General features: G+C 64.2%; 21 protein-coding genes. 12 read left to right on the top strand and 9 right to left on the bottom strand.

Going from position 1 to position 19,219, the window contains the following annotated elements:
* Positions 1-157: 157 nt before the first annotated feature.
* Positions 158-1,561, bottom strand: coding sequence for an NAD(P)H-quinone dehydrogenase (locus ACFQ6H_RS22215; RefSeq protein WP_230812434.1), 1,404 nt, complete (start codon positions 1,559-1,561; stop codon positions 158-160).
* A 154-nt stretch (positions 1,562-1,715) separates the two neighbouring features.
* On the opposite strand from ACFQ6H_RS22215, the gene ACFQ6H_RS22220 reads away from it, so the two are divergent.
* Positions 1,716-2,186, top strand: coding sequence for a gamma-glutamylcyclotransferase (locus tag ACFQ6H_RS22220; protein ID WP_003940753.1), 471 nt, complete (start codon positions 1,716-1,718; stop codon positions 2,184-2,186).
* A 13-nt stretch (positions 2,187-2,199) separates the two neighbouring features.
* On the opposite strand, the gene ACFQ6H_RS22225 is transcribed toward ACFQ6H_RS22220, so the two are convergent.
* The 4 genes from ACFQ6H_RS22225 to ACFQ6H_RS22240 are packed head-to-tail and all read right to left on the bottom strand — an operon-like array spanning position 2,200 to position 6,347.
* Complete coding sequence (locus ACFQ6H_RS22225; RefSeq protein ID WP_378447684.1) at positions 2,200-3,276, bottom strand: hypothetical protein; 1,077 nt, start codon at positions 3,274-3,276, stop codon at positions 2,200-2,202.
* Positions 3,277-3,330: 54 nt separating this feature from the next.
* A complete protein-coding gene (locus ACFQ6H_RS22230; RefSeq protein WP_003940741.1) occupies positions 3,331-4,479 on the bottom strand; it encodes a M20 family metallopeptidase in 1,149 nt (382 codons plus the stop codon).
* Positions 4,476-5,636, bottom strand: a complete 1,161-nt coding sequence (locus ACFQ6H_RS22235; protein WP_378636278.1) for a M20 family metallopeptidase — start codon at positions 5,634-5,636, stop codon at positions 4,476-4,478. Before ACFQ6H_RS22235 ends, ACFQ6H_RS22230 begins: the two co-directional genes overlap by 4 nt.
* Positions 5,637-5,648: 12 nt before the next feature.
* The gene (locus ACFQ6H_RS22240; protein ID WP_003940710.1) at positions 5,649-6,347 is read right to left on the bottom strand and encodes an enoyl-CoA hydratase-related protein; all 699 of its coding nucleotides are present in this window, start codon (positions 6,345-6,347) and stop codon (positions 5,649-5,651) included.
* A gap of 67 nt (positions 6,348-6,414) precedes the next feature.
* Between ACFQ6H_RS22240 and ACFQ6H_RS22245 the strand changes: the two genes are divergently transcribed.
* Both ACFQ6H_RS22245 and ACFQ6H_RS22250 read left to right on the top strand, forming a co-directional pair.
* Positions 6,415-7,212 carry a purine-nucleoside phosphorylase gene (locus tag ACFQ6H_RS22245; RefSeq protein ID WP_378447687.1) on the top strand — a complete coding sequence of 266 codons (798 nt, stop codon included), beginning with the start codon at positions 6,415-6,417 and terminating at the stop codon, positions 7,210-7,212.
* On the top strand, positions 7,209-8,801 hold the full coding sequence (locus ACFQ6H_RS22250) for a phospho-sugar mutase (RefSeq protein ID WP_378648661.1): 1,593 nt from the start codon (positions 7,209-7,211) through the stop codon (positions 8,799-8,801). Before ACFQ6H_RS22245 ends, ACFQ6H_RS22250 begins: the two co-directional genes overlap by 4 nt.
* On the opposite strand, the gene upp is transcribed toward ACFQ6H_RS22250, so the two are convergent.
* On the bottom strand, positions 8,798-9,421 hold the full coding sequence (upp, locus tag ACFQ6H_RS22255) for a uracil phosphoribosyltransferase (protein ID WP_007727319.1): 624 nt from the start codon (positions 9,419-9,421) through the stop codon (positions 8,798-8,800). The genes ACFQ6H_RS22250 and upp overlap by 4 nt on opposite strands.
* Positions 9,422-9,502: 81 nt before the next feature.
* Here upp and ACFQ6H_RS22260 point away from each other — a divergent pair, with 81 nt between their 5' ends.
* From ACFQ6H_RS22260 to ACFQ6H_RS22280, 5 genes are read left to right on the top strand one after another with little or no spacing between them, the layout of a single operon-like run.
* A complete protein-coding gene (locus tag ACFQ6H_RS22260; RefSeq protein ID WP_378648663.1) occupies positions 9,503-9,817 on the top strand; it encodes a type VII secretion target in 315 nt (104 codons plus the stop codon).
* Entirely contained in the window at positions 9,814-10,806 is a 993-nt protein-coding gene (locus ACFQ6H_RS22265) for a C40 family peptidase (RefSeq protein ID WP_378648665.1), read from the top strand. The genes ACFQ6H_RS22260 and ACFQ6H_RS22265 overlap by 4 nt, the downstream gene beginning before the upstream one ends.
* A complete protein-coding gene (locus tag ACFQ6H_RS22270; RefSeq protein ID WP_378648667.1) occupies positions 10,803-11,156 on the top strand; it encodes a hypothetical protein in 354 nt (117 codons plus the stop codon). The genes ACFQ6H_RS22265 and ACFQ6H_RS22270 overlap by 4 nt, the downstream gene beginning before the upstream one ends.
* Before the next feature lie 17 nt (positions 11,157-11,173).
* The gene (locus tag ACFQ6H_RS22275) at positions 11,174-11,452 is read left to right on the top strand and encodes a YbaB/EbfC family nucleoid-associated protein (RefSeq protein ID WP_378648669.1); all 279 of its coding nucleotides are present in this window, start codon (positions 11,174-11,176) and stop codon (positions 11,450-11,452) included.
* Between the two features lie 47 nt (positions 11,453-11,499).
* The gene (locus ACFQ6H_RS22280) at positions 11,500-12,738 is read left to right on the top strand and encodes a primosomal protein (protein WP_378447693.1); all 1,239 of its coding nucleotides are present in this window, start codon (positions 11,500-11,502) and stop codon (positions 12,736-12,738) included.
* A 14-nt stretch (positions 12,739-12,752) separates the two neighbouring features.
* On the opposite strand, the gene ACFQ6H_RS22285 is transcribed toward ACFQ6H_RS22280, so the two are convergent.
* The 3 genes from ACFQ6H_RS22285 to ACFQ6H_RS22295 are packed head-to-tail and all read right to left on the bottom strand — an operon-like array spanning position 12,753 to position 15,540.
* Positions 12,753-13,838 carry an adenosine deaminase gene (locus ACFQ6H_RS22285; RefSeq protein WP_378447694.1) on the bottom strand — a complete coding sequence of 362 codons (1,086 nt, stop codon included), beginning with the start codon at positions 13,836-13,838 and terminating at the stop codon, positions 12,753-12,755.
* 9 nt (positions 13,839-13,847) lie between these two features.
* Positions 13,848-15,143, bottom strand: coding sequence for a thymidine phosphorylase (locus ACFQ6H_RS22290; protein ID WP_378534223.1), 1,296 nt, complete (start codon positions 15,141-15,143; stop codon positions 13,848-13,850).
* On the bottom strand, positions 15,136-15,540 hold the full coding sequence (locus tag ACFQ6H_RS22295) for a cytidine deaminase (RefSeq protein ID WP_378636307.1): 405 nt from the start codon (positions 15,538-15,540) through the stop codon (positions 15,136-15,138). The genes ACFQ6H_RS22290 and ACFQ6H_RS22295 overlap by 8 nt, the downstream gene beginning before the upstream one ends.
* Positions 15,541-15,793: 253 nt before the next feature.
* On the opposite strand from ACFQ6H_RS22295, the gene sdhC reads away from it, so the two are divergent.
* Genes sdhC through ACFQ6H_RS22315 form a run of 4 tightly spaced genes read left to right on the top strand, consistent with a single transcriptional unit; the run spans position 15,794 to position 19,189 of the window.
* On the top strand, positions 15,794-16,198 hold the full coding sequence (gene sdhC / locus ACFQ6H_RS22300) for a succinate dehydrogenase, cytochrome b556 subunit (RefSeq protein WP_020969155.1): 405 nt from the start codon (positions 15,794-15,796) through the stop codon (positions 16,196-16,198).
* A 1-nt stretch (position 16,199) separates the two neighbouring features.
* Complete coding sequence (locus ACFQ6H_RS22305; protein WP_003940699.1) at positions 16,200-16,655, top strand: succinate dehydrogenase hydrophobic membrane anchor subunit; 456 nt, start codon at positions 16,200-16,202, stop codon at positions 16,653-16,655.
* 15 nt (positions 16,656-16,670) lie between these two features.
* Entirely contained in the window at positions 16,671-18,422 is a 1,752-nt protein-coding gene (gene sdhA / locus ACFQ6H_RS22310; protein ID WP_019747692.1) for a succinate dehydrogenase flavoprotein subunit, read from the top strand.
* A complete protein-coding gene (locus ACFQ6H_RS22315) occupies positions 18,422-19,189 on the top strand; it encodes a succinate dehydrogenase iron-sulfur subunit (protein WP_378648671.1) in 768 nt (255 codons plus the stop codon). Before sdhA ends, ACFQ6H_RS22315 begins: the two co-directional genes overlap by 1 nt.
* The last annotated feature ends 30 nt before the right edge of the window (positions 19,190-19,219 follow it).

Genomic DNA, 19,219 nt, shown 5'->3' on the forward strand with positions numbered 1-19,219 from the left:
GAAGGTCAGAGGAAAAACACCCTGAGCCGTCCTGGGTCAACGGGGCGGGAGAGCGCCGAGATACCGACCCTTGATTCGGTCGGTATCTCGACTATCTCACCAATACTTCAGTATGTGAAACAGAGTTCTCACATTGTAAGAAGATTCTGGTCCGTTATCAGTCCAGGTCGTCGTGACGCATGAGCTGACGAGCAGCTTCGGTGATCGACCCGGTCAACGACGGGTACACCGAGAACGTCTGAGCCAGGTCGTTGACCGTCAAGTTGTTCTGCACCGCGATCGCTATCGGCAGGATCAGTTCCGAAGCGGTGGGTGCGACCACAACACCGCCGATGACCACGCCGGTAGCCGGGCGGCAGAAGATTTTCACGAAACCGCGACGCAAACCGGACATCTTGGCACGCGGGTTGGTGTTGAGCGGCAACATGACGGTGCGAGCAGGCACCTCTCCGTTGTCGATCGCCGCCTGCGAAACACCCACCGTTGCAATTTCGGGGCGCGTGAAGACGGCCGACGCGACAGTCTTCAGCTTGATCGGGCTGACGCCTTCACCGAGCGCGTGGTACATCGCGATGCGTCCCTGCATCGCAGCCACCGAGGCGAGCGGAAGCAGCCCGGTGCAGTCACCGGCTGCGTAGATTCCGGAAACCGTGGTGCGCGAAACCCGGTCGACACGCAGGTATCCACCCTTGTCCAACTCGATGCCGACCCGTTCCAGGCCGAGACCGTTGGTGTTGGGGACGGAACCGACGGTCATCAAAGCGTGGCTTCCTTCGACCGTGCGGCCGTCGGAGAGCTTGACGACGATGCCCTTCTCGGTGCGCTCGACGGCGTCCGCGCGGGCGTGCTTGACGAGGGAGACCCCGCGCTCGGCGAGGGCGTCCTCGAGCACGAGTGCCGCATCGGCATCCTCGCCGGGCAGAACACGGTCACGACTGGACACGAGAGTGACCTTGACGCCCATCTCGGTGTACGCGGAGACGAACTCGGCACCGGTGACACCGGAACCGACCACGACCAGGTGCTCGGGCAGCTCGTCCAAGTCGTAGAGCTGACGCCACGTCATGATTCGCTCACCGTCGGGCTCGGCTCCCGGGATGATGCGGGGGCTGGCGCCGGTGGCGATCAACACGACGTCTGCGTCGATGGTCTTCTGCTCGCCGCTTCCGAGCGTCGCGCGAACCTGGTGCGCCGCCATTCCGAGGAGCGGATCGGTGAGTTCGGCGGTACCGGAGAGAACCTCGACACCAACCGTCTGCAACCGTGCGCGAATGTCCGAGGACTGGGACAACGCGAGACTCTTGACTCGGGAGTGGATCTTCGGCAGTGAAACCGAAGCCTGCTCCGGATCCAAGGTGATGCCGAGATCGGATGCACGACGCATGTCGGTGCGGATTCCGGTGGACGCGATGAATGTCTTCGACGGAACACAGTCGAACAGCACACACGCACCGCCGACGCCGTCCGAATCGACCAGGGTGACCGTGGCCCCGTGCTGCGCGGCTACCAGTGCCGCCTCGTAGCCGGCGGGTCCGCCACCGATGATCACGATCCGGGTCATGTGTCCTCCAAGTCCTCGCGTGGCCGGCAGGGGTCTCCCGTCGACCAGTGTCACGCTATTCGAGCACTACGTGTCGCGCAGTGCTTGTACCAGATTACTTGCGTCCGGTGGTCCGCTTCGCCACACCCTCGGACCACGGTTTAGGCTTGCGCCCGTGTCGATTTATGCCGCTTACGGTTCCAACATGCATCCCGAGCAGATGTTGTTGCGCTGCCCACACTCGCCCATGTCCGGGACAGGGTGGCTGCGAGGCTGGCGCCTGACCTTCAGCGGCGAGGACCTCGGCTGGGAGGGCGCTCTCGCCACCGTCGTCGAAGATCCTGACTCCAGTGTTTTCGTGGTTCTCTACGACGTCCCGGAAGAGGACGAAGTAAGCCTGGACCGCTGGGAAGGCGCCGAACTGGGTCTGCACCGCAAGATCCGAGTGCGGGTCGACACGGCCGGCGATGCAGTCCTCGCGTGGCTCTATGTCATGGATGCGTACGAAGGTGGACTGCCGTCCGCCCGCTACATCGGCGTGATGGCCGACGCTGCCGAGATTGCCGGAGCGCCGGCCGAGTATGTACGAGAGTTGCGGACGCGAAACAGCCGCAACGTTGGTCCGGGTAACGGAGTTACCGACTAGCCGGATACTCGGCTCAAAGCAGCAGGAAATACGCGAGCACTGCGAGTGCCGCGAGCACGACCACAATCGCGACTCCGACGAGAATGCGCTTCGAACCGCGCGACGCCGATTCGCCTGCGACAACTGCAGTTTCCGGCTCGGCTGTTGCCACCCCGGCTGCAGTTTCAGCCGCCACCTTCTCGCGTCCCAGAGTGTCGAACACCTCGGTCACGTCGTGTGAAGGCGGCAACCCGATCGGCACGATCGTGTGCGACGTCGAGGTGAATCCGGCAGCGAGGATCGCAGCTCCCAGCGCGGCCGACTGCTCAGGTCCGGGGCCGAGTTCACATCTGACACCGAGCTTTTCGGCAATCCCGGCAGCTATGGACATCATTGCTGCTTTGTCCGTCGCCGGTTCTCCGTCACCGGTGACGACCACGGCGTCCAGGTTCTCCGGCATCCAGCCGAACGCACCCAGTGCCGTCGCGAGGCGTGAACTCGGCGAACTCCCGTCGCCGGCAAAGCCGAATGCGCGGCCCGCGGCGACACCCGAACGCACCAGCGTGACCGCTGCTCCGGTGTCGTCCACATGATAGATGCCGATGAGCGTGCCCGCGAGTGCCGCGATTTCCGACTCGAACCACGCCGAAACCGCCTCGGCATCCGAGACGAGTGTGACTCGTTCGAGGCCCGCGTAGACCAGAGAATCCTGCATGAGGGCGGCAGTGGACGAGTCCCAGCGCGACGGGTACGTGGCGACGATGTCGGGGGCTCCCCCGCTCCGGCCACCGCGATCAGGCAGCGGCTCACATTCCTGCAACAGACAGCGAATCGAGGTCGCCACCAAATCCTCGGCGCGGTAACGAGTATCGGCCGTTCCTGCGACGCCACTCGGGTCCCCGACGCGACCGACAAAACCCGACCAGCTCTCGGCGAACTCACGACCGGCACCCAGTTGCTCGGTGCCACCGAGCACCGTCGTTCCGTCCTTGCGTTGATTGAGGATCGTGTCCCGAACCAACACCACTGGATCGGCCGAACCCGGATCGTTCGACGCAACGACAGCCGTCGACACCAATGTGCCGATTCGCACTCCCACACCTATGGACATGCCCGTACCTTCACTCGAACGAACGAAAAACGGTACCCCCGACGGGAACCGGAACTATCCCAGAACCAGGCTCGTGAGAACCTTCACACCGACGCCGAGTGCACGCTCGTCGAGATCGAAAGTGGGTTGGTGGATGTCGAGCTGATCGCCTTCACCCGACCACACGCCGAGCCGCGCCATGGCACCCGGCACGGTTTCGAGGTACCACGAAAAGTCTTCGCCACCACCGGATTGCGGGGTGTCCGCCAAAGCATCTTGTCCGACGGTCGCGATGGCGTCCTCGAACATCCGGGTGGACACCTCGTCGTTGACGACCGGTGGCACTCCGCGACGATAGTTGAGTTGGTAGCGGACGCCGGTGGGTGCGAGCAGTCCGTGGACGATTTCTTCCACGAGCGGTTCGAGCAACTCCCACGTGTCGTGATCGCCGGTACGTACCGTGCCCGTCATCATGCCGGTCTGCGGAATCGCGTTGGGCGCCTGACCTGCACTGACCGCGCCCCACACCATGACGGTGCCGGTACGCGGATCGATACGACGGCTGAGCATTCCAGGCAGTCCGGTCACGACTGTGCCGAGTGCGTAGATCAGATCCGTGGTCAGGTGCGGCCTCGACGTGTGCCCACCCGGAGAATCGAGGACGACCTCGATGGTGTCTGCAGCAGAGGTAATCGCGCCCAGACGCATGCCCACCTGGCCTGCCTCGAGTCGCGGATCGCAGTGCAGAGCAAAGATTCTGGACACACCGTCGAGCGCACCGGCCGCGATGACGTCGAGCGCTCCGCCTGGCATGACTTCCTCGGCGGGCTGGAAGATCAGCCGAACCCCGACGGGAAGTTCGGGCAGCGTGGCCAGAGCCAGTCCGGCGCCGAGCAGGATGGTGGTGTGGGCGTCGTGACCGCACGCATGGGACACACCGGGGACCGTGGACGAATACGTCGCCCCTGTCGCTTCCTGCATCGGCAAAGCGTCCATGTCGGCGCGGAGTGCGATTCGTGGACCTTCCGGTCCGATGTCGCACGTGAGGCCGGTACCACCGGGAAGGATCTTCGGCGACAGCCCAGCGGCAGTGAGGCGGGTCGCGACGAATTCGGTGGTCGCGTATTCGCGGCGAGCCAACTCCGGGTTGGCATGGATGTGTCGGCGCCACGCGACGAGGTCGTCGGTGTGCGCGTGAATCCACGTATCGATTGCCGCGTTCACCGGCGATCTACCCCTTCCAGCAGACGGGCGCGTTGTTCTGGATCGGACGCTACCCGGACAGCAGTGCGGGCCAACGCAATTGCACCGTCGACTACCGCTCGATCTGCGGAGGTGGTGATACACGCCGCCGCGAACTCCGGCTGATGTGTCACTGCCCCCGATGAATCCAAGCCTATGACCGGGTGAATTCCCGGAATCACATTGGTCACATTACCCATATCCGTACTACCCAGCGGACGGGAGCGCTCCCATTCCACCGCCAGTGGCACCCGCCCGAGATCGACGATCTGTTCACGGTACGCCGCCGCCAGCCACGGATCGGGGGTCAACTCGGTGTAAGTGGGCGATACCGTGCGGATTTCGTGGGTGCATCCGGTGCCGAGTGCGCCCGAGGCGAAGCAGGCGTCAGCACGCTCGGACAGATTGGCCAACGACGCGGCCGTCTCGGCACGCAGGTAGTAGAGCAGTTCGGACCGGGCCGGGACGATGTTGGGAGCCGTGCCACCGTCACTGACGATTCCGTGAATCTGCTGGCCTGGCTGCAGGTGCTGACGCAACAGCCCGACCGCCACCTGAGCGAGCGTCGCCGCGTCGGCGGCATTACGACCGAATTCAGGCGCAGCAGACGCATGCGCCTCGCGACCGTGATAGCTGACCGCGATGTCCGCCAGGGCCAGGGAGGTGGCACCGATGATGTCGATCGGTCCTGGGTGAACCATCATGGCCGCGCCGACGCCGTCGAATGCACCACGCTCGAGCATCAGAACTTTGCCGCCACCGGTTTCCTCCGCCGGAGTACCGATCACCCGGACGGTGATCCCCAGTTCATCGGCCACGGTAGCCAACGCGATGCCGGCTCCGACCGCGGCTGCGGCAATGATGTTGTGCCCACAGGCATGACCGATCTCGGGCAGCGCGTCGTACTCGGCGCAGATCGCGATGACCAACTCTCCGCTGCCGTAGGTGGCATCGAAAGCCGTCGGCAGATCGACGATCCCGCGAGTGACCGCGAAACCGTGCTGCGCCAGCAGGTCCGACACTTTGGCAGCGCTGCGGAACTCTTCGAAGGCGAGTTCCGGGTCGCTGTGAATCGAATGCGACAGCGCAATCAGATCGGCCTCTACAGACCTGACTGCACTGTCGACATTCTGATTCACGCGATCATTGTCTCACCCGAAGGAGAAGTTGCTCTTGTCAGTCACCTGAGCGAGGTCCGCAAGTGCATCGCGGTGGATGCCTGCCTTGATTCCCGCCAAGTTCTTGCCGTGAGTCGACGTCAGTGCCGACGCCTTGGCCACTGCTGCCGCGAGTACTCCGTCGCCGTCGACCGTTTCCTGCACGATGCCGGCAGCAAGCGCGTCGGCGCCGCCGAATCGACGCCCCGTCGTCATCGCGTCGACCGCCGTCTGCTTGGGCAGACGACTGTTCAGCAATGCAGACATCCCCACTGTGAACGGCATGTTCAGTCCGACCTCGGGAAGGCAGTAGAAGCCGCGGTCCGCGCGCATGATCTGGAAATCATGCGAGGACGCGAGCATGGCGCCGGCGCCGAATGCGTGCCCCTGCACGGCCGCGACCGTGGCCATCGGGAAGGTCAGCAGCCGGCTGTAGATGGTGTGGACCTTGTCCAGGTAGCCGGGAAGACCGTCGAGATTGCCGAAGATCCACGTCGTGTCCAGGCCGTTCGTGTAGAACTTGCCCGTCGCCGTGGTCACCAGGGCTGCCGGCCCCTCGTGCGCTTCGACTTCGTCCAGCTTGCTGTGAACAGCGTCGATCCACTCGGGGCCGAAGCGGTTCTCGTTGTCCGTTTCGCCCTCGTTGCCGAGGTACAGGATGAATACGTCGCCGTCGCGTTCGAGATAAGGCATGGATGGGAGAGTAACGCCCGCCAACTCACCCGGCGAACCGACCCGACTCCTCAGTAGGGTTGCTCACATGGGAACGATCGCCGAGGCCGCCGCCGCTGCTCTGTCCGCCATGACTGGTTCTTCGTCACCGTCAGTCGCCATCGTGCTCGGGTCGGGGTGGACCGACGCCGCAGACGTGTTCGGCGACGCCGGTGCGGACGTGACGGCTGAAGTCTCGATGGCCGATCTGCCTGGCTTCGCCCCACCGTCGGCGCTCGGGCACGCGGGCACCATTCGTTCGGTGCGCGTCGGGAATACCGAAGTCCTGCTGCTGCTCGGGCGCGCGCATGCGTACGAGGGCCACGATCTCGCCACCGTCGTCCACCCGGTCCGGACGGCCATCGCTGCCGGCGCCGACACCGTCATCCTCACCAACGCGGCCGGCGGTATTGCTGAAAACTACGCCGTCGGCCAACCGGTGCTGATCAGTGACCATCTGAACCTGACGGCCCGGTCCCCGCTCGTCGGCGCGGAGTTCGTCGACCTGGTCGACGCCTACTCGCCGGAACTGCGCGCGCTGGCTCGCTCGATCGACCCGGACCTTGCCGAGGGTGTTTACGCCGGGCTTCCCGGTCCGCACTACGAGACTCCGGCCGAGATTCGAATGCTTCGTACACTCGGCGCCGATCTGGTCGGCATGTCGACGGTGCACGAGACCATTGCGGCCCGCGCGCTCGGCGCCCGCGTTCTCGGCATCTCGATGGTCACCAACCTGGCCGCCGGAATCACGGGTGCCCCGCTCGACCATCAGGAGGTGCTGGCGGCAGGCAAAGCGTCGGCGGCCCGGATGGGAGTGCTGTTGCGGCAACTGGTCGAGCAGCTGTGACACCTACCCACGTCACCGAATGGATCGACGCCGATCCGGACCCAGTCACCCGCGCAGAACTGACAGCCCTTTCGGAACATGAACTGGCCGAACGTTTTTCCTCGCCACTGGCGTTCGGCACCGCTGGGCTTCGCGGGCCGGTGCGTGGCGGCCCCAACGGCATGAACCTCGCGGTCGTCATCCGGACCACGGCCGGTCTGGCGGCCTGGCTGACAGCTCGCTGCCAGGGCGGCTCCCGCGTTGTCGTCGGCCGCGACGCTCGGCGCGGTTCCGAGGAATTTGCTCTCGCCGCCGCTGAAGTCATGGCGGCGGCCGGGTTCGAGGTGACCCTGCTCCCCCGTCCATTGCCGACACCGCTGGTGGCGTTTGCGGTGCGCAGGCTCGGGGCAGCGGCGGGTATCCAGATCACCGCCTCCCACAATCCTGCTGCCGACAACGGCTACAAGGTGTACCTCTCGGGTGGGGCGCAACTCGTCTCCCCCGCCGATCGTGAAATCGAGAGCGAGATCGCCCGCATCGGTGGCGCCTCCGACGTCCCTCGAATGCCGGTGTTTCCCGTCGACGATTCCCTGGTCGAGGAGTACATCGCGCGCATCGCGACCCTCCCGCACGGCGACGCCCGCTCGATCCGGATTGCGCTCACGGCAATGCACGGCGTCGGCGGCGAGACTGCGACCGCTGCTCTGCGAGCAGCGGGATTCGAGGACCTGCACGTCGTGGCGGAGCAGTTCGATCCCGACCCCACGTTTCCGACCGTCGAGTTTCCCAATCCCGAAGAGCCCGGCGCCGCAGACCGGCTTCTCGCACTCGCCCGACGTGTCGACGCGGATCTGGCGATCGCACTCGACCCGGATGCCGACCGCTGCGCCGTCGGAGTTCGCGACGGTGATCAGTGGCGCATGCTGCGCGGCGACGAAACCGGGGTGCTTCTGGCCGACCACGTGCTGAGCACGGCGCCCGAAGATTCGTTGGTGGCGACGACGATCGTCTCCTCGACCCTGCTCTCGAAGTTGGCGAGAGCCCGCGGAGCCAGGTTTGCGCAGACACTCACCGGGTTCAAGTGGCTCACGCGTGCCGGCGACGGACTGGTCTACGCCTACGAAGAAGCGATCGGGCACTGCGTCGATCCGGATGTGGTGCGCGACAAGGACGGAATCTCGGCTGCCGTACTGGTGGCCGATCTGGCTGCCACCCTCGCGGGCAGCAACAGAACCCTCTTGGATGTTCTGGGCGACTATGCCGTCGAATTCGGACTGCATTGCGGGGACCAAGTATCCCGCCGCGTCGAGGACTCGAGCGACATCACCGAAATGATGAATCGGTTACGCGCCGATCCGCCCGGCCAGCTCGCGGGTGAGCCGGTGACCGTCGAAGACTTGTCCCTGGTTCGCGGCGGTATGCGCACCGACGCAGTGATATTCGACGGACGGTCGATCCGCGTGGTTGTGCGACCGTCCGGCACCGAGCCCAAGGTCAAGTGCTATCTCGAAGTCGTGGTCCCGGTAGCCGACCGCAGCGATCTCGCGAACGCGCGCGAGCAGGCGAAGGCCCGGCTGGCCGAACTCCGAACCTTCGCCCTCTCGCTCTAGCGGGGTCCGAACTGCCGATCGCCGGCGTCACCGAGTCCGGGGACGATGAATGCGTTCTCGTCGAGTCCGTCGTCGATGCTCGCGATGACCAGACGTACCGGGTGTCCGGAGGCTGCCAGCGCGTCGACGCCGGCCGGAGCAGCTACGACGCACACTGCCGTGACATCGGTCGCGCCACGCGCAACCAGCAAGTCGATGGTGTGCACCATCGAACCACCGGTCGCGAGCATCGGATCGAGCACGAATACCGGGATACCGGACAGATCCGCGGGCAGGGATTCGAGGTACGGAACCGGCTGATGTGTCTCTTCGTCACGGGCCATTCCGACAAAGCCAACCCCGGCCGACGGGATCAGTGCACTGGCTTGTTCGACCATGCCCAGACCCGCGCGCAGCACCGGTACCAGCAAAGGCGGCTTCGCGAGCCGGATGCCCGTCGTCGCTGCTACCGGGGTGTCGACCGGGAACTCCTCTACCTCCGCGTCACGCATGGCCTCGTAGACCAGCATGTGCGTGAGCCTGCGAAGTGCGGAACGAAACGTCGCGTTCTCACTGCGTGCATCACGCATTGTCGTCAAGAGGGCCGCCGCGAGCGGATGGTCGACTACGTGCGTTTGCATGACCATCAGAATAGTTCCTCGGGAACCGAAGCACCCCGCGCGGCGTCCAAGAAGGAGTAAGCGCAACGGGGGGAAGACAAGTTGACAAATCTGGATCTACACACCGAAAGCATCGCGGAGTTCGCCGCGCGGTTGAGCACCGTTGCCGACAACGTCGCGCAAGCCCGACAGGATGCGTCCGGCGGCGATCACACCGCTCTGTCCGCTGTGCTGGGGCTGATCGGCGGAGACTTCGTTCGCGTCGCGGGCCGAGCACAACAAGCGCATGTCGACGACATCGATCGACTGTCCGCTGTGGTCTCCAGCGTCCAGTCCGCGACGCTTGACGCCCACGCCGCCTATCTCGACTCCGAGGAATCTGTCCGAACGGCTCTCGTCGAAGCCGCACGCTCATGATCGACGTCGACGCTCTCGCTCGGCCGATCATCGATCTGGTCGACGTCGTGGGGACCGGTGTCGCCGACCCGGGCGGACCCGACGTCGGAATCCGCATCGCTTCGGACGCCCTCGAGATCGCGTACCAATTGGGAAGCGCCGCACTGAGCGAACTGGCGTCCACCCAGAGTTCGTCGAATGCCCTCACCGCCGCGGTGACCAAAACCGAGCAGACGCAGACGTCGACGCAAAACCTCGCCGATCGCGGGAGCAACATCGCCGGCGTCGTGGACGAAGCCACAACGTCCGTGTCCGCGGGCATGACCGAACTCGGTGAGATACTTCAGTCCTTTCTGGCGCTCGCCGTCAAGGCCGGGCCGACGCTCGCGACGCCGATGGGGCAATTGATGTTGCTGTCGGCCGCGTTGGAGCACCTCGGGCGGGCGGTCTCGGTAGTCGAGCGGGTACGCGGTGAACTGGCCGGGTCGACCGACAAGATGTCCGCGCTGATCCCACCCGTCCCGATACCGGAACCCGCGCCAGGCGCCTCGGGTTCGGCGGGCCCCTCCGGTTCCGCAGGTGGTTCGGGTTCCGCTGGTGGTTCCGGTTCCGCAGGCGGTGTAGAGGTTGAACTCCCCGACGGCTCGATCGCCACCGCACCGAACGCCGAGGCCGCTGCCGCCGTACGCAACGCGCTCACTCAACAGGGTGTCCCGTACGCCTGGGGAGGCACGACACCCGGAGTCGGACTGGACTGCAGCGGGTTGACGCAATGGGCGTACGGCCAAGCCGGAGTCGATATTCCGAGGTTGGCCCAGGAACAAGGAATCGGGAACCAGGTCGATCAGAACAATCTGATGCCGGGCGACCTCGCAGTCTGGGACGGACACGTCGCCATGGTGATCGGCAACGGTCAGATGGTGGAGGCCGGTGACCCTGTCGAAGTCAGTTCCATCCGAACCACGAACAGCGGCATGGGCTTTCACGGCTTCTACCGTCCGACAGAATGACAGGAAACATGTCCGAGAACCTGCGGGAATCACCGCCGATCATCACCGCCGTTGCCGTCAACCGCGCCGGAACCATCGCGGTCCGTGCCACGGAGCATGCTGTCCCCGTGGACCTGCGGATCAGTCAGGGCGAACTGCGGTACGGCGGCGCACGGTTGGCGCAACAGATACTCGCGCTGTCCTCGAAGGCTGCAATCGAAGCCGGTGTCCGCCATCGTGTGGAGCTCGAGCAGACCGGCGTGCCGGCGGCGATCCTCGATCGACTCGGTCTCGCGACGCGAGACGAACTGGCTGATGTCGACGCCACAGAGGACCAGAGCCTGGCGTCGAGCTGGATGCGTTCGATATGAACGAGATGGATCGAATCATGGAGCTGGCGAAACACCGGACCGGGCTGTTGCAGGACGTCGTCGACGGGGTCAACGCTCTGCGGGCGGTCGTCGCGAGTGAAGGTGGGATAGTCACAGCGACTGTCGACGGGCTGGGCGCTCTGGTCGACTTGCGGATCACCGATGCGATCACCGCCATGGATTCGCCCGCGGTAGCCGCACTGACGGTGGCAACCATTCACCAGGCAGTTCAGCAGTCCAATGATGAACGAGAACGGCTGGTGGGTGAGCTCCTCGTGTCGCTGAAACAAACGTGACCAACCCCCGCTATGCCTTTCGCTCTGCGGTGGATAGGCTTCCGCCCATGGCTGGAGACATCGTCCCTATCGAAATCGGACTCACCGACGGAGACCTCGTCACTTTGTGGGCACCCCGCTGGCGCGAGGGCGACGACGAGTGGGAAGCGTTTCTCGGCCATGAGGAAGACCTCTACGGGTTCTCCTCCGTCGCGGAACTCGCGGCATTCATCCGCACCGACTCGGACAACGACCTGGTCGAGCATCCGGCGTGGGCCGTCGTCTCCGGACTGTCGGCAGCCGAACTCGAGCCGGAAGAGAACTTCACCTTCGACTTCGTCGGCGTGCCCGAGCTGGCCGCAGGTGACCCTGAGGCACTGGTGGTCTCGGAACTCGAAGACACCCTGAACATGGCTCGCAACATCGGTGAGGTGTGCGAACTCGACGCGGTCATCCGCTTCTTCAGCGGACATCCGGTACTCGGCGCGCTGGCCACCGGCGCCGGCACCTTCGAAGGTCGCGAAGGACTGGAGCTGTGGGATCAGGTCGGTGCCGCAATCGTCAAGGACTGGGACGCCGTTCTCGACGCCATCGACAAGGTGGTCACCTCCCCGAAGGTCGACGCTGCCGCCGTCGCGGTCGCGGAAGCTGAACTGCTCGCTGCTGCCGAGAACACCGTCGACGCCGACGATGTCGCCGAGGAGGGCGAGGACGAGGAATTCGACGAGGACGACCTCGACGAGGACGAAGACGAAGTCGAGACCTTCTGGGGCGAGGTCGGCGTCGATCCGATCCGCATCATCACCTCGGCCGAGACTTTCTACACTCTGCGCTGCTACATGGGAGATCAGGCGATCTTCCTCGGCAAGGACGGCCTGATCACCGTCTTCCGCAGCGAGCGCGCACTCGCTCGTTATCTCGCGGACAACCACGAACACGATCTCTCGCAGGTCAGCACGTACGGCGAGATTCAGAATGCTGCCGTCGACGGTTCACTCGAAATCGAAGTCACGGACGAGAACGTCTACGTTCTGCCCGGCATCGCCGACGACCTCGCGCAGGGCCCGGACGTGGTCGACGCCGAGCAATTGGAGCTTGCCGTCGAATTGTTCACCGATGCAGCGGATTTCGCCGACGACGACTCCACCGAGGAAGTTCTCTCCGCGTCGAACGAGCTGGGTTGGTACGTCTCCTACCTTCTCAATCCCGATCCGTCCCGGATGGCCCCGAGTGCGCCGTTCACCAAGGAATCCGAGGCCTGGCGTGAACTCGAGCGTGAGTTCGAGGCCCGGTTGCGACCTGAGTAGTCGGTGCGCGTCATCTAGCCGATGAGCACGGCGTAACCCGGCTTGATGACGTCGTCGATCAATGCGAGGCGCTCGTCGAACGGGATGAAGGCCGACTTCATCGCATTGATGGTGAAGCGTTCCAGATCGGTCCAGCCGTAACCGAAGGTCTCGACCAACGCCGCCATTTCCCGGCTCATGCTGGTGTCGCTCATCAGCCTGTTGTCGGTGTTGACGGTCACGCGGAAACGCAAGTCCGCCAACAGTCCGAACGGATGGTCCGCCAGGGCGGCTACGGCTCCGGTCTGTACGTTCGAACTCGGGCACAGTTCCAGGGGAATGCGCATGTCACGGACGTAGTTTGCGAGCCTACCCAACTCTGCCCCACCGTGGCCGCCTACCTCGATGTCGTCGACGATCCGCACGCCGTGTCCCAACCGGTCCGCTCCGCAGAACGCGATCGCTTCGTGGATCGACGGCAATCCGAAGGCCTCACCCGCGTGGATCGTGAAGTGAGCGTTCGCATCACGCATGTATTCGAAAGCGTCGAGATGCCGGCTCGGTGGGTTCCCGGCCTCGGCGCCGGCGATGTCGAACCCGACCACTCCGCGATCCCGGAATCGCACCGCGAGTTCGGCGATCTCGCGCGACCGGGCGGCATGCCTCATCGCCGTCAGGAGACAGCCGATTCGGATCTCTCGTCCCGCGACCCTGGCGGCGGATTCGCCGGCTCGGAAGCCCTCGAGCACGTGCTCGACGACTTCGTCCAAACTCAGGCCCTGTTCCAGGTGCTGCTCGGGCGCAAAACGGATTTCGGCATAGACGACGTTGTCGTCGGCCAGATCCTCGGCGCACTCACGTGCCACCCGCGCAAGCCCTTCCGGGGTCTGCATCACGGCGACTGTGTGCGCGAACGTTTCGAGGTAGAGCTCGAGTGAACCGCTGTCAGCGGCAGTTCGGAACCATTGTGCCAGTTCGGATGCCGAATTCGCCGGCAGCTCGTCGTAGCCACACTGCTCGGCCAGTTCGAGAACGGTCTCGGGCCGGAGTCCTCCGTCGAGATGGTCGTGGAGAAGAACTTTGGGTGCGCTGCGGATCGTGGTCAACTCCGGTGCGTTCATTCGCCAACGCTAACGCGAATCACCCACAATTCGCTCGATGAGCAGCGGCCGCGAAACGGTGTCGGATTCGGTCCCGATGGACCAGCCACCACCGAGGCTTCGACGCGCTGCGTCAAATCTCTCGGGAGTGTCCGTGTGCAAAGTCATCAGCTTCTGCCCGGCGCGGACCACTTCGCCCGGCTTTGCGTGCATCTCGATGCCTGCGCCGGCCTGCACGGCCTCACCCTGCCGTTCGCGTCCGGCTCCGAGTTTCCAGGCTGCGACGCCCACCGCCATGGCGTCGAGTCGGGTCAGCACGCCGTCTCGGTCCGCGGTGACGACGTCGCTGTGCCTAGCCACCGGCAGCGCTGCGTGCGGGTCCCCACCTTGTGCGCCGATCATCGCGCGCCATCGGTCCATGGCCGTGCCGTCGGCAAGTTTGTCTGCCGGGTCGATACCGTCGATCCCGGCCGCGGACAGCATTTCCCGAGCCAGGACCAGGGTCAGCTCGACGACGTCCGACGGACCCCCGCCGGCCAGCACCTCGACGGATTCTCGTACTTCGAGAGCGTTGCCGGCCGTCAGTCCCAGTGGAGTGTCCATCCCGGTGATGAGGGCGCTAGTGCGCACACCGGCGTCGTTGCCCAATTCGACCATCGTGCGAGCCAGCTCCCGGGCGTCGCCGAGGTCCTTCATGAACGCTCCGGAACCGACTTTGACGTCGAGCACCAGGGCGCCGGTCCCCTCGGCGATCTTCTTGCTCATGATCGAACTTGCGATCAGCGGAATGGATTCCACCGTGCCGGTCACGTCGCGCAGCGCGTAGAGCTTCTTGTCGGCCGGGGCCAGGTTCGCTCCGGCAGCGCAGATCACGGCACCGATTTTCGGGTCCGAGAGTATGTCGACCATCTCTGCCGCCGTGAGGTCTGCGCGCCAACCCGGAATGGCCTCGAGCTTGTCGAGTGTTCCACCGGTGTGGCCCAGTCCACGTCCCGACAACTGCGGGACTGCAAGACCGCACGCAGCGACGAGGGGCGCCAGCGGAAGGGTGATCTTGTCCCCCACTCCACCGGTCGAGTGTTTGTCGACGGTGGGCAGCGGCAAGTCCGAAAAGTCCATCCTCCCGCCGGATTCGATCATCGCTTCGGTCCATCGACCGGTCTCCGCCCGCGACATTCCGCGGAAATAGATCGCCATCGCGAGCGCCGACATCTGTTCGTCGCCGACGACCCCCTGCGTGAACGCCTGAACTATCCAGTCGATCTCGGTCCCCGACAATTCGCGGCCGTCACGCTTGGCGCCGATGATGGAAACTGCGTCAAACATGGCGGAGCCCCTCTGCTTGTTCCGGCCCGAAAGCATCGGGCAACAGCTCGCTCAGCGGCCTGAAGCCGCTACTGGTGTCGACAAGCATCTCACCCCCGCCATGCTCGAGAAGAAGCTGTCTACACCTGCCGCAGGGCATCAGAATCGCGCCCTTCGCGTCGCAGCATGTGAAGGCCACCAGCCGCCCACCCCCGGTGGCGGCCAAGTTACCGACGAGTCCACATTCGGCGCACAGGCTCAAACCGTATGAGACATTTTCCACATTGCATCCTGAGACGATTCGACCATCGTCTACCAGGGCCGCTGCACCCACCGCATACCCCGAGTACGGCGCATAGGCCTGCCGCATGACCACTTGCGCGTTGTGCCGCAACAACTTCCAGTCGATGTCACCCATGGTTCGTTATCCAATCACGCTGACTGAATGGATGCAGAAACCACGCCGTAACCGTCTCACGGAGATTGGAAAGGCAAACCTTACAAAGAGTTTGGTACGCGTACGAATCCCGCATCTGATTAGTTCCCGGTTTCACATAGGTTTAGAGTCTGAGTCAAGTCGGTTCAGGATCCCGTCGAGCCCGGGCTGAGGTACATCGAAGCTCTCTGCAGGCTCGACGCGTCCACCAATGACGTTGGAGGCACAGCACTCGATGAGTACTACGACTGAAGCCGCTCCTCAGAAGGAGCGCACGAGGTCGCTTTACCGGGGCGACCCCGGAATGTGGTCCTGGGTTCTACACCGGATCACAGGCGTCGCTACTTTCTTCTTCCTATTCGTACACGTTCTCGATACGGCACTCGTTCGGGTCAATCCCGATACGTACGACGCCGTCATCGACACGTACAAGAACCCCCTCGTCGGCCTCATGGAGATCGGCCTCGTCGGCGTAGTCCTCTACCACGCCCTCAACGGCGTGCGCGTGATGTTGGTGGACTTCTGGTCGAAGGGCCCGAAGTACCAGCGCGTCATGCTCTGGACCATTCTGACGATCTGGTTCCTGGTGATGATCCCAGGCGCCGGACGCATCCTCATCAACATGTTTGCGGAGCACTGACATGGCGACTACTCACGGACCCGAAGCCAAGAGCCTGGGCACCTCATACGACCGTCCCGCAAGCCTGGACAACCCGCGGTCCCCGCGTGCGAAGGCTCGGAACAACTTCGAGTTGTACGCATGGCTGTTCATGCGCTTCTCCGGCGTCGCCCTGATCGTTCTGGTCCTGGGCCACATGTTCATCATGCTGATGCTCGACGGTGGCGTTCACCGTCTGAACTTCGCATTCGTCGCAGGTCGCTGGTCCAGCCCGTTCTGGCAGTTCTGGGACCTGACGATGCTGTGGCTGGCACAGCTGCACGGCGGCAACGGCCTGCGCACGGTCATCGCGGACTACTCCCGTAAGGACTCGACGCGCTTCTGGCTGACCACGATCCTCGTTCTCTCGATGATCCTGATCATGGGCCTGGGCACGTACGTCATCTTCACCTTCGACCCCAATATCTCGGCGAGCTAGGGGAGCACAGACTTCATGCAGGAACATCGTTATGACGTGGTCATCGTCGGCGCCGGCGGCGCAGGCATGCGTGCGGCAATCGAAGCTGGCCCCCGTGCCCGCACGGCCGTACTGACCAAGCTCTACCCCACCCGCAGCCACACCGGCGCGGCCCAGGGCGGCATGTGTGCCGCACTGGCGAACGTGGAGGAAGACAACTGGGAGTGGCACACCTTCGACACCGTCAAGGGCGGCGACTACCTCGCCGACCAGGACGCCGTCGAGATCATGGCCAAAGAGGCCATCGACGCGGTGCTCGACCTCGAGAAGATGGGCCTGCCGTTCAACCGCACGCCCGAAGGCAAGATCGACCAGCGTCGATTCGGTGGACACACCCGTGACCACGGCAAGGCACCCGTCCGCCGTGCGTGTTACGCAGCCGACCGCACCGGTCACATGATCCTGCAGACGCTCTACCAGAACTGCGTCAAGCACGACGTCGAGTTCTTCAACGAGTTCTACGCGCTCGACATCGCCATCACCGAGACCGAAGACGGCCCGGTTGCCACCGGTGTCATCTGCTACGAGCTCTCGACCGGCGAGCTGCACATCTTCCACGCCAAGTCGATCATCTTCGCGACCGGCGGCTCGGGACGCATGTACAAGACGACGTCCAACGCGCACACCCTCACCGGTGACGGCATGGGCATCATCTTCCGCAAGGGCCTGCCCCTCGAGGACATGGAGTTCCACCAGTTCCACCCGACAGGACTCGCCGGTCTCGGCATCCTGATCTCGGAAGCCGTCCGTGGTGAAGGTGGCATTCTCCGAAATGCCGACGGTGAGCGCTTCATGGAGCGCTACGCCCCCACCATCAAGGACCTCGCTCCGCGTGACATCGTGGCTCGTTCGATGGTCCTCGAAGTCCTCGAAGGCCGCGGCGCCGGCCCGAACAAGGACTACGTCTACATCGACGTGACGCACATCCCCGAGGAAGTTCTCGACGAGAAGCTCCCCGACATCATGGAGTTCTCGCGCACCTACCTCGGCGTGGACCCCGTCAAGGAGCCCGTGCCCGTCTACCCGACGTGCCACTACGTCATGGGCGGTATCCCCACCAAGATCAACGGTGAGGTTCTGCGCAACAACGACGAGGTCGTCAAGGGCCTGTACGCCGCCGGCGAATGTGCCTGCGTCTCCGTGCACGGCGCAAACCGCCTCGGCACCAACTCGCTCCTCGACATCAACGTGTTCGGCCGCCGCGCCGGCATCGCTGCCGCCGAGTACGCGAACTCCACCGAGTTCGTCGACCTGCCGGAAACCCCGGCCGCGATGGTCGAAGACTGGGTCGGCGTCATCCTGTCCGATCACGGCCACGAGCGCGTTGCGGACATCCGCACCGAGCTGCAGCAGTCGATGGACAACAACGCCTCCGTCTTCCGCACCGAAGAGCGCCTCACCCAGGCACTCAAGGATGTGCGTGCACTCAAGGAGCGCTACAACCACATCACGGTCCAGGACAAGGGCAAGCGCTACAACAGCGACCTGCTCGAGGCCATCGAGCTGGGCTTCCTCCTCGAAATGGCAGAGGTCACCGTCGTCGGTGCCCTCAACCGCAAGGAATCGCGCGGCGGCCACGCTCGCGAGGACTTCCCGGATCGCAACGACGCCGAGTACATGAAGCACACGATGGCGTACAAGGAGGGTGACGGCCTGCTCTCCGACATCCGTCTGGACTACAAGCCGGTGATCCAGACCCGCTACGAGCCGATGGAGCGTAAGTACTGATGTCTGCGCCTGCTGTAGATGCACCAAAACTCCCCGCAGTTCCCGAGGGTGCCGTCATGGTCACCCTCAAGATCGCGCGGATGAACCCCGAATCGGGCGAGGGCCAGCACTGGGACAGTTTCCAGATTCCGGCACTGCCCACCGACCGTCTGCTCAACCTGCTGCTGTACGTGAAGGGCTACCTCGACGGCACCCTCACGTTCCGTCGCAGCTGCGCACACGGAGTCTGCGGATCGGACGCCATGCGGATCAACGGTGTGAACCGTCTGGCCTGCAAGCTGCTGATGAAGGACATGCTCCCCAAGGACGGCAAACCTGTCACCATCACGGTCGAGCCCATCAAGGGCCTGCCCGTCGAGAAGGACCTGGTTGTCGACATGGAGCCCTTCTTCGACGCATTCCGCGCCGTGAAGCCGTTCCTCATCACCAGTGGCAACGAGCCCACTCGTGAGCGCATCCAGAGCCAGCACGACCGTGCTCGTTTCGACGACACCACCAAGTGCATCCTCTGCGCATGCTGCACCACGTCGTGCCCCGTGTACTGGAGCGACGGCAGCTACTTCGGTCCCGCTGCCATCGTGAACGCACACCGGTTCATCTTCGACAGCCGTGACGAGGCCGCTTCCGAGCGTCTCGACATCCTGAACGACAAGGACGGCGTGTGGCGTTGCCGCACCACGTTCAACTGCACCGACGCCTGCCCCCGCGGCATCCAGGTGACAAAGGCTATTCAGGAAGTCAAGCGAGCGCTGCTCTTCGCTCGATAGTTGGCCTTCGGCCTGTGCGCGGTTAGGGAG

The organism is Rhodococcus sp. NPDC056506 (assembly GCF_042794945.1).
Lineage (GTDB): Bacteria > Actinomycetota > Actinomycetes > Mycobacteriales > Mycobacteriaceae > Rhodococcus_F.

Coding starts and splice junctions, on each gene's coding strand:
- ACFQ6H_RS22280 (WP_378447693.1), top strand. CDS start 11,500: ATGGCTGGAGACATCGTCCCTATCGAAATCGGACTCACCGACGGAGAC.
- ACFQ6H_RS22215 (WP_230812434.1), bottom strand. CDS start 1,561: ATGACCCGGATCGTGATCATCGGTGGCGGACCCGCCGGCTACGAGGCG.
- ACFQ6H_RS22240 (WP_003940710.1), bottom strand. CDS start 6,347: ATGCCTTATCTCGAACGCGACGGCGACGTATTCATCCTGTACCTCGGC.
- ACFQ6H_RS22285 (WP_378447694.1), bottom strand. CDS start 13,838: ATGAACGCACCGGAGTTGACCACGATCCGCAGCGCACCCAAAGTTCTT.
- sdhA (WP_019747692.1), top strand. CDS start 16,671: ATGCAGGAACATCGTTATGACGTGGTCATCGTCGGCGCCGGCGGCGCA.
- ACFQ6H_RS22290 (WP_378534223.1), bottom strand. CDS start 15,143: ATGTTTGACGCAGTTTCCATCATCGGCGCCAAGCGTGACGGCCGCGAA.
- ACFQ6H_RS22315 (WP_378648671.1), top strand. CDS start 18,422: ATGTCTGCGCCTGCTGTAGATGCACCAAAACTCCCCGCAGTTCCCGAG.
- ACFQ6H_RS22245 (WP_378447687.1), top strand. CDS start 6,415: ATGGGAACGATCGCCGAGGCCGCCGCCGCTGCTCTGTCCGCCATGACT.
- sdhC (WP_020969155.1), top strand. CDS start 15,794: ATGAGTACTACGACTGAAGCCGCTCCTCAGAAGGAGCGCACGAGGTCG.
- ACFQ6H_RS22295 (WP_378636307.1), bottom strand. CDS start 15,540: ATGGGTGACATCGACTGGAAGTTGTTGCGGCACAACGCGCAAGTGGTC.
- ACFQ6H_RS22305 (WP_003940699.1), top strand. CDS start 16,200: ATGGCGACTACTCACGGACCCGAAGCCAAGAGCCTGGGCACCTCATAC.
- ACFQ6H_RS22270 (WP_378648667.1), top strand. CDS start 10,803: ATGACAGGAAACATGTCCGAGAACCTGCGGGAATCACCGCCGATCATC.
- upp (WP_007727319.1), bottom strand. CDS start 9,421: ATGCAAACGCACGTAGTCGACCATCCGCTCGCGGCGGCCCTCTTGACG.
- ACFQ6H_RS22265 (WP_378648665.1), top strand. CDS start 9,814: ATGATCGACGTCGACGCTCTCGCTCGGCCGATCATCGATCTGGTCGAC.
- ACFQ6H_RS22225 (WP_378447684.1), bottom strand. CDS start 3,276: ATGTCCATAGGTGTGGGAGTGCGAATCGGCACATTGGTGTCGACGGCT.
- ACFQ6H_RS22275 (WP_378648669.1), top strand. CDS start 11,174: ATGGAGCTGGCGAAACACCGGACCGGGCTGTTGCAGGACGTCGTCGAC.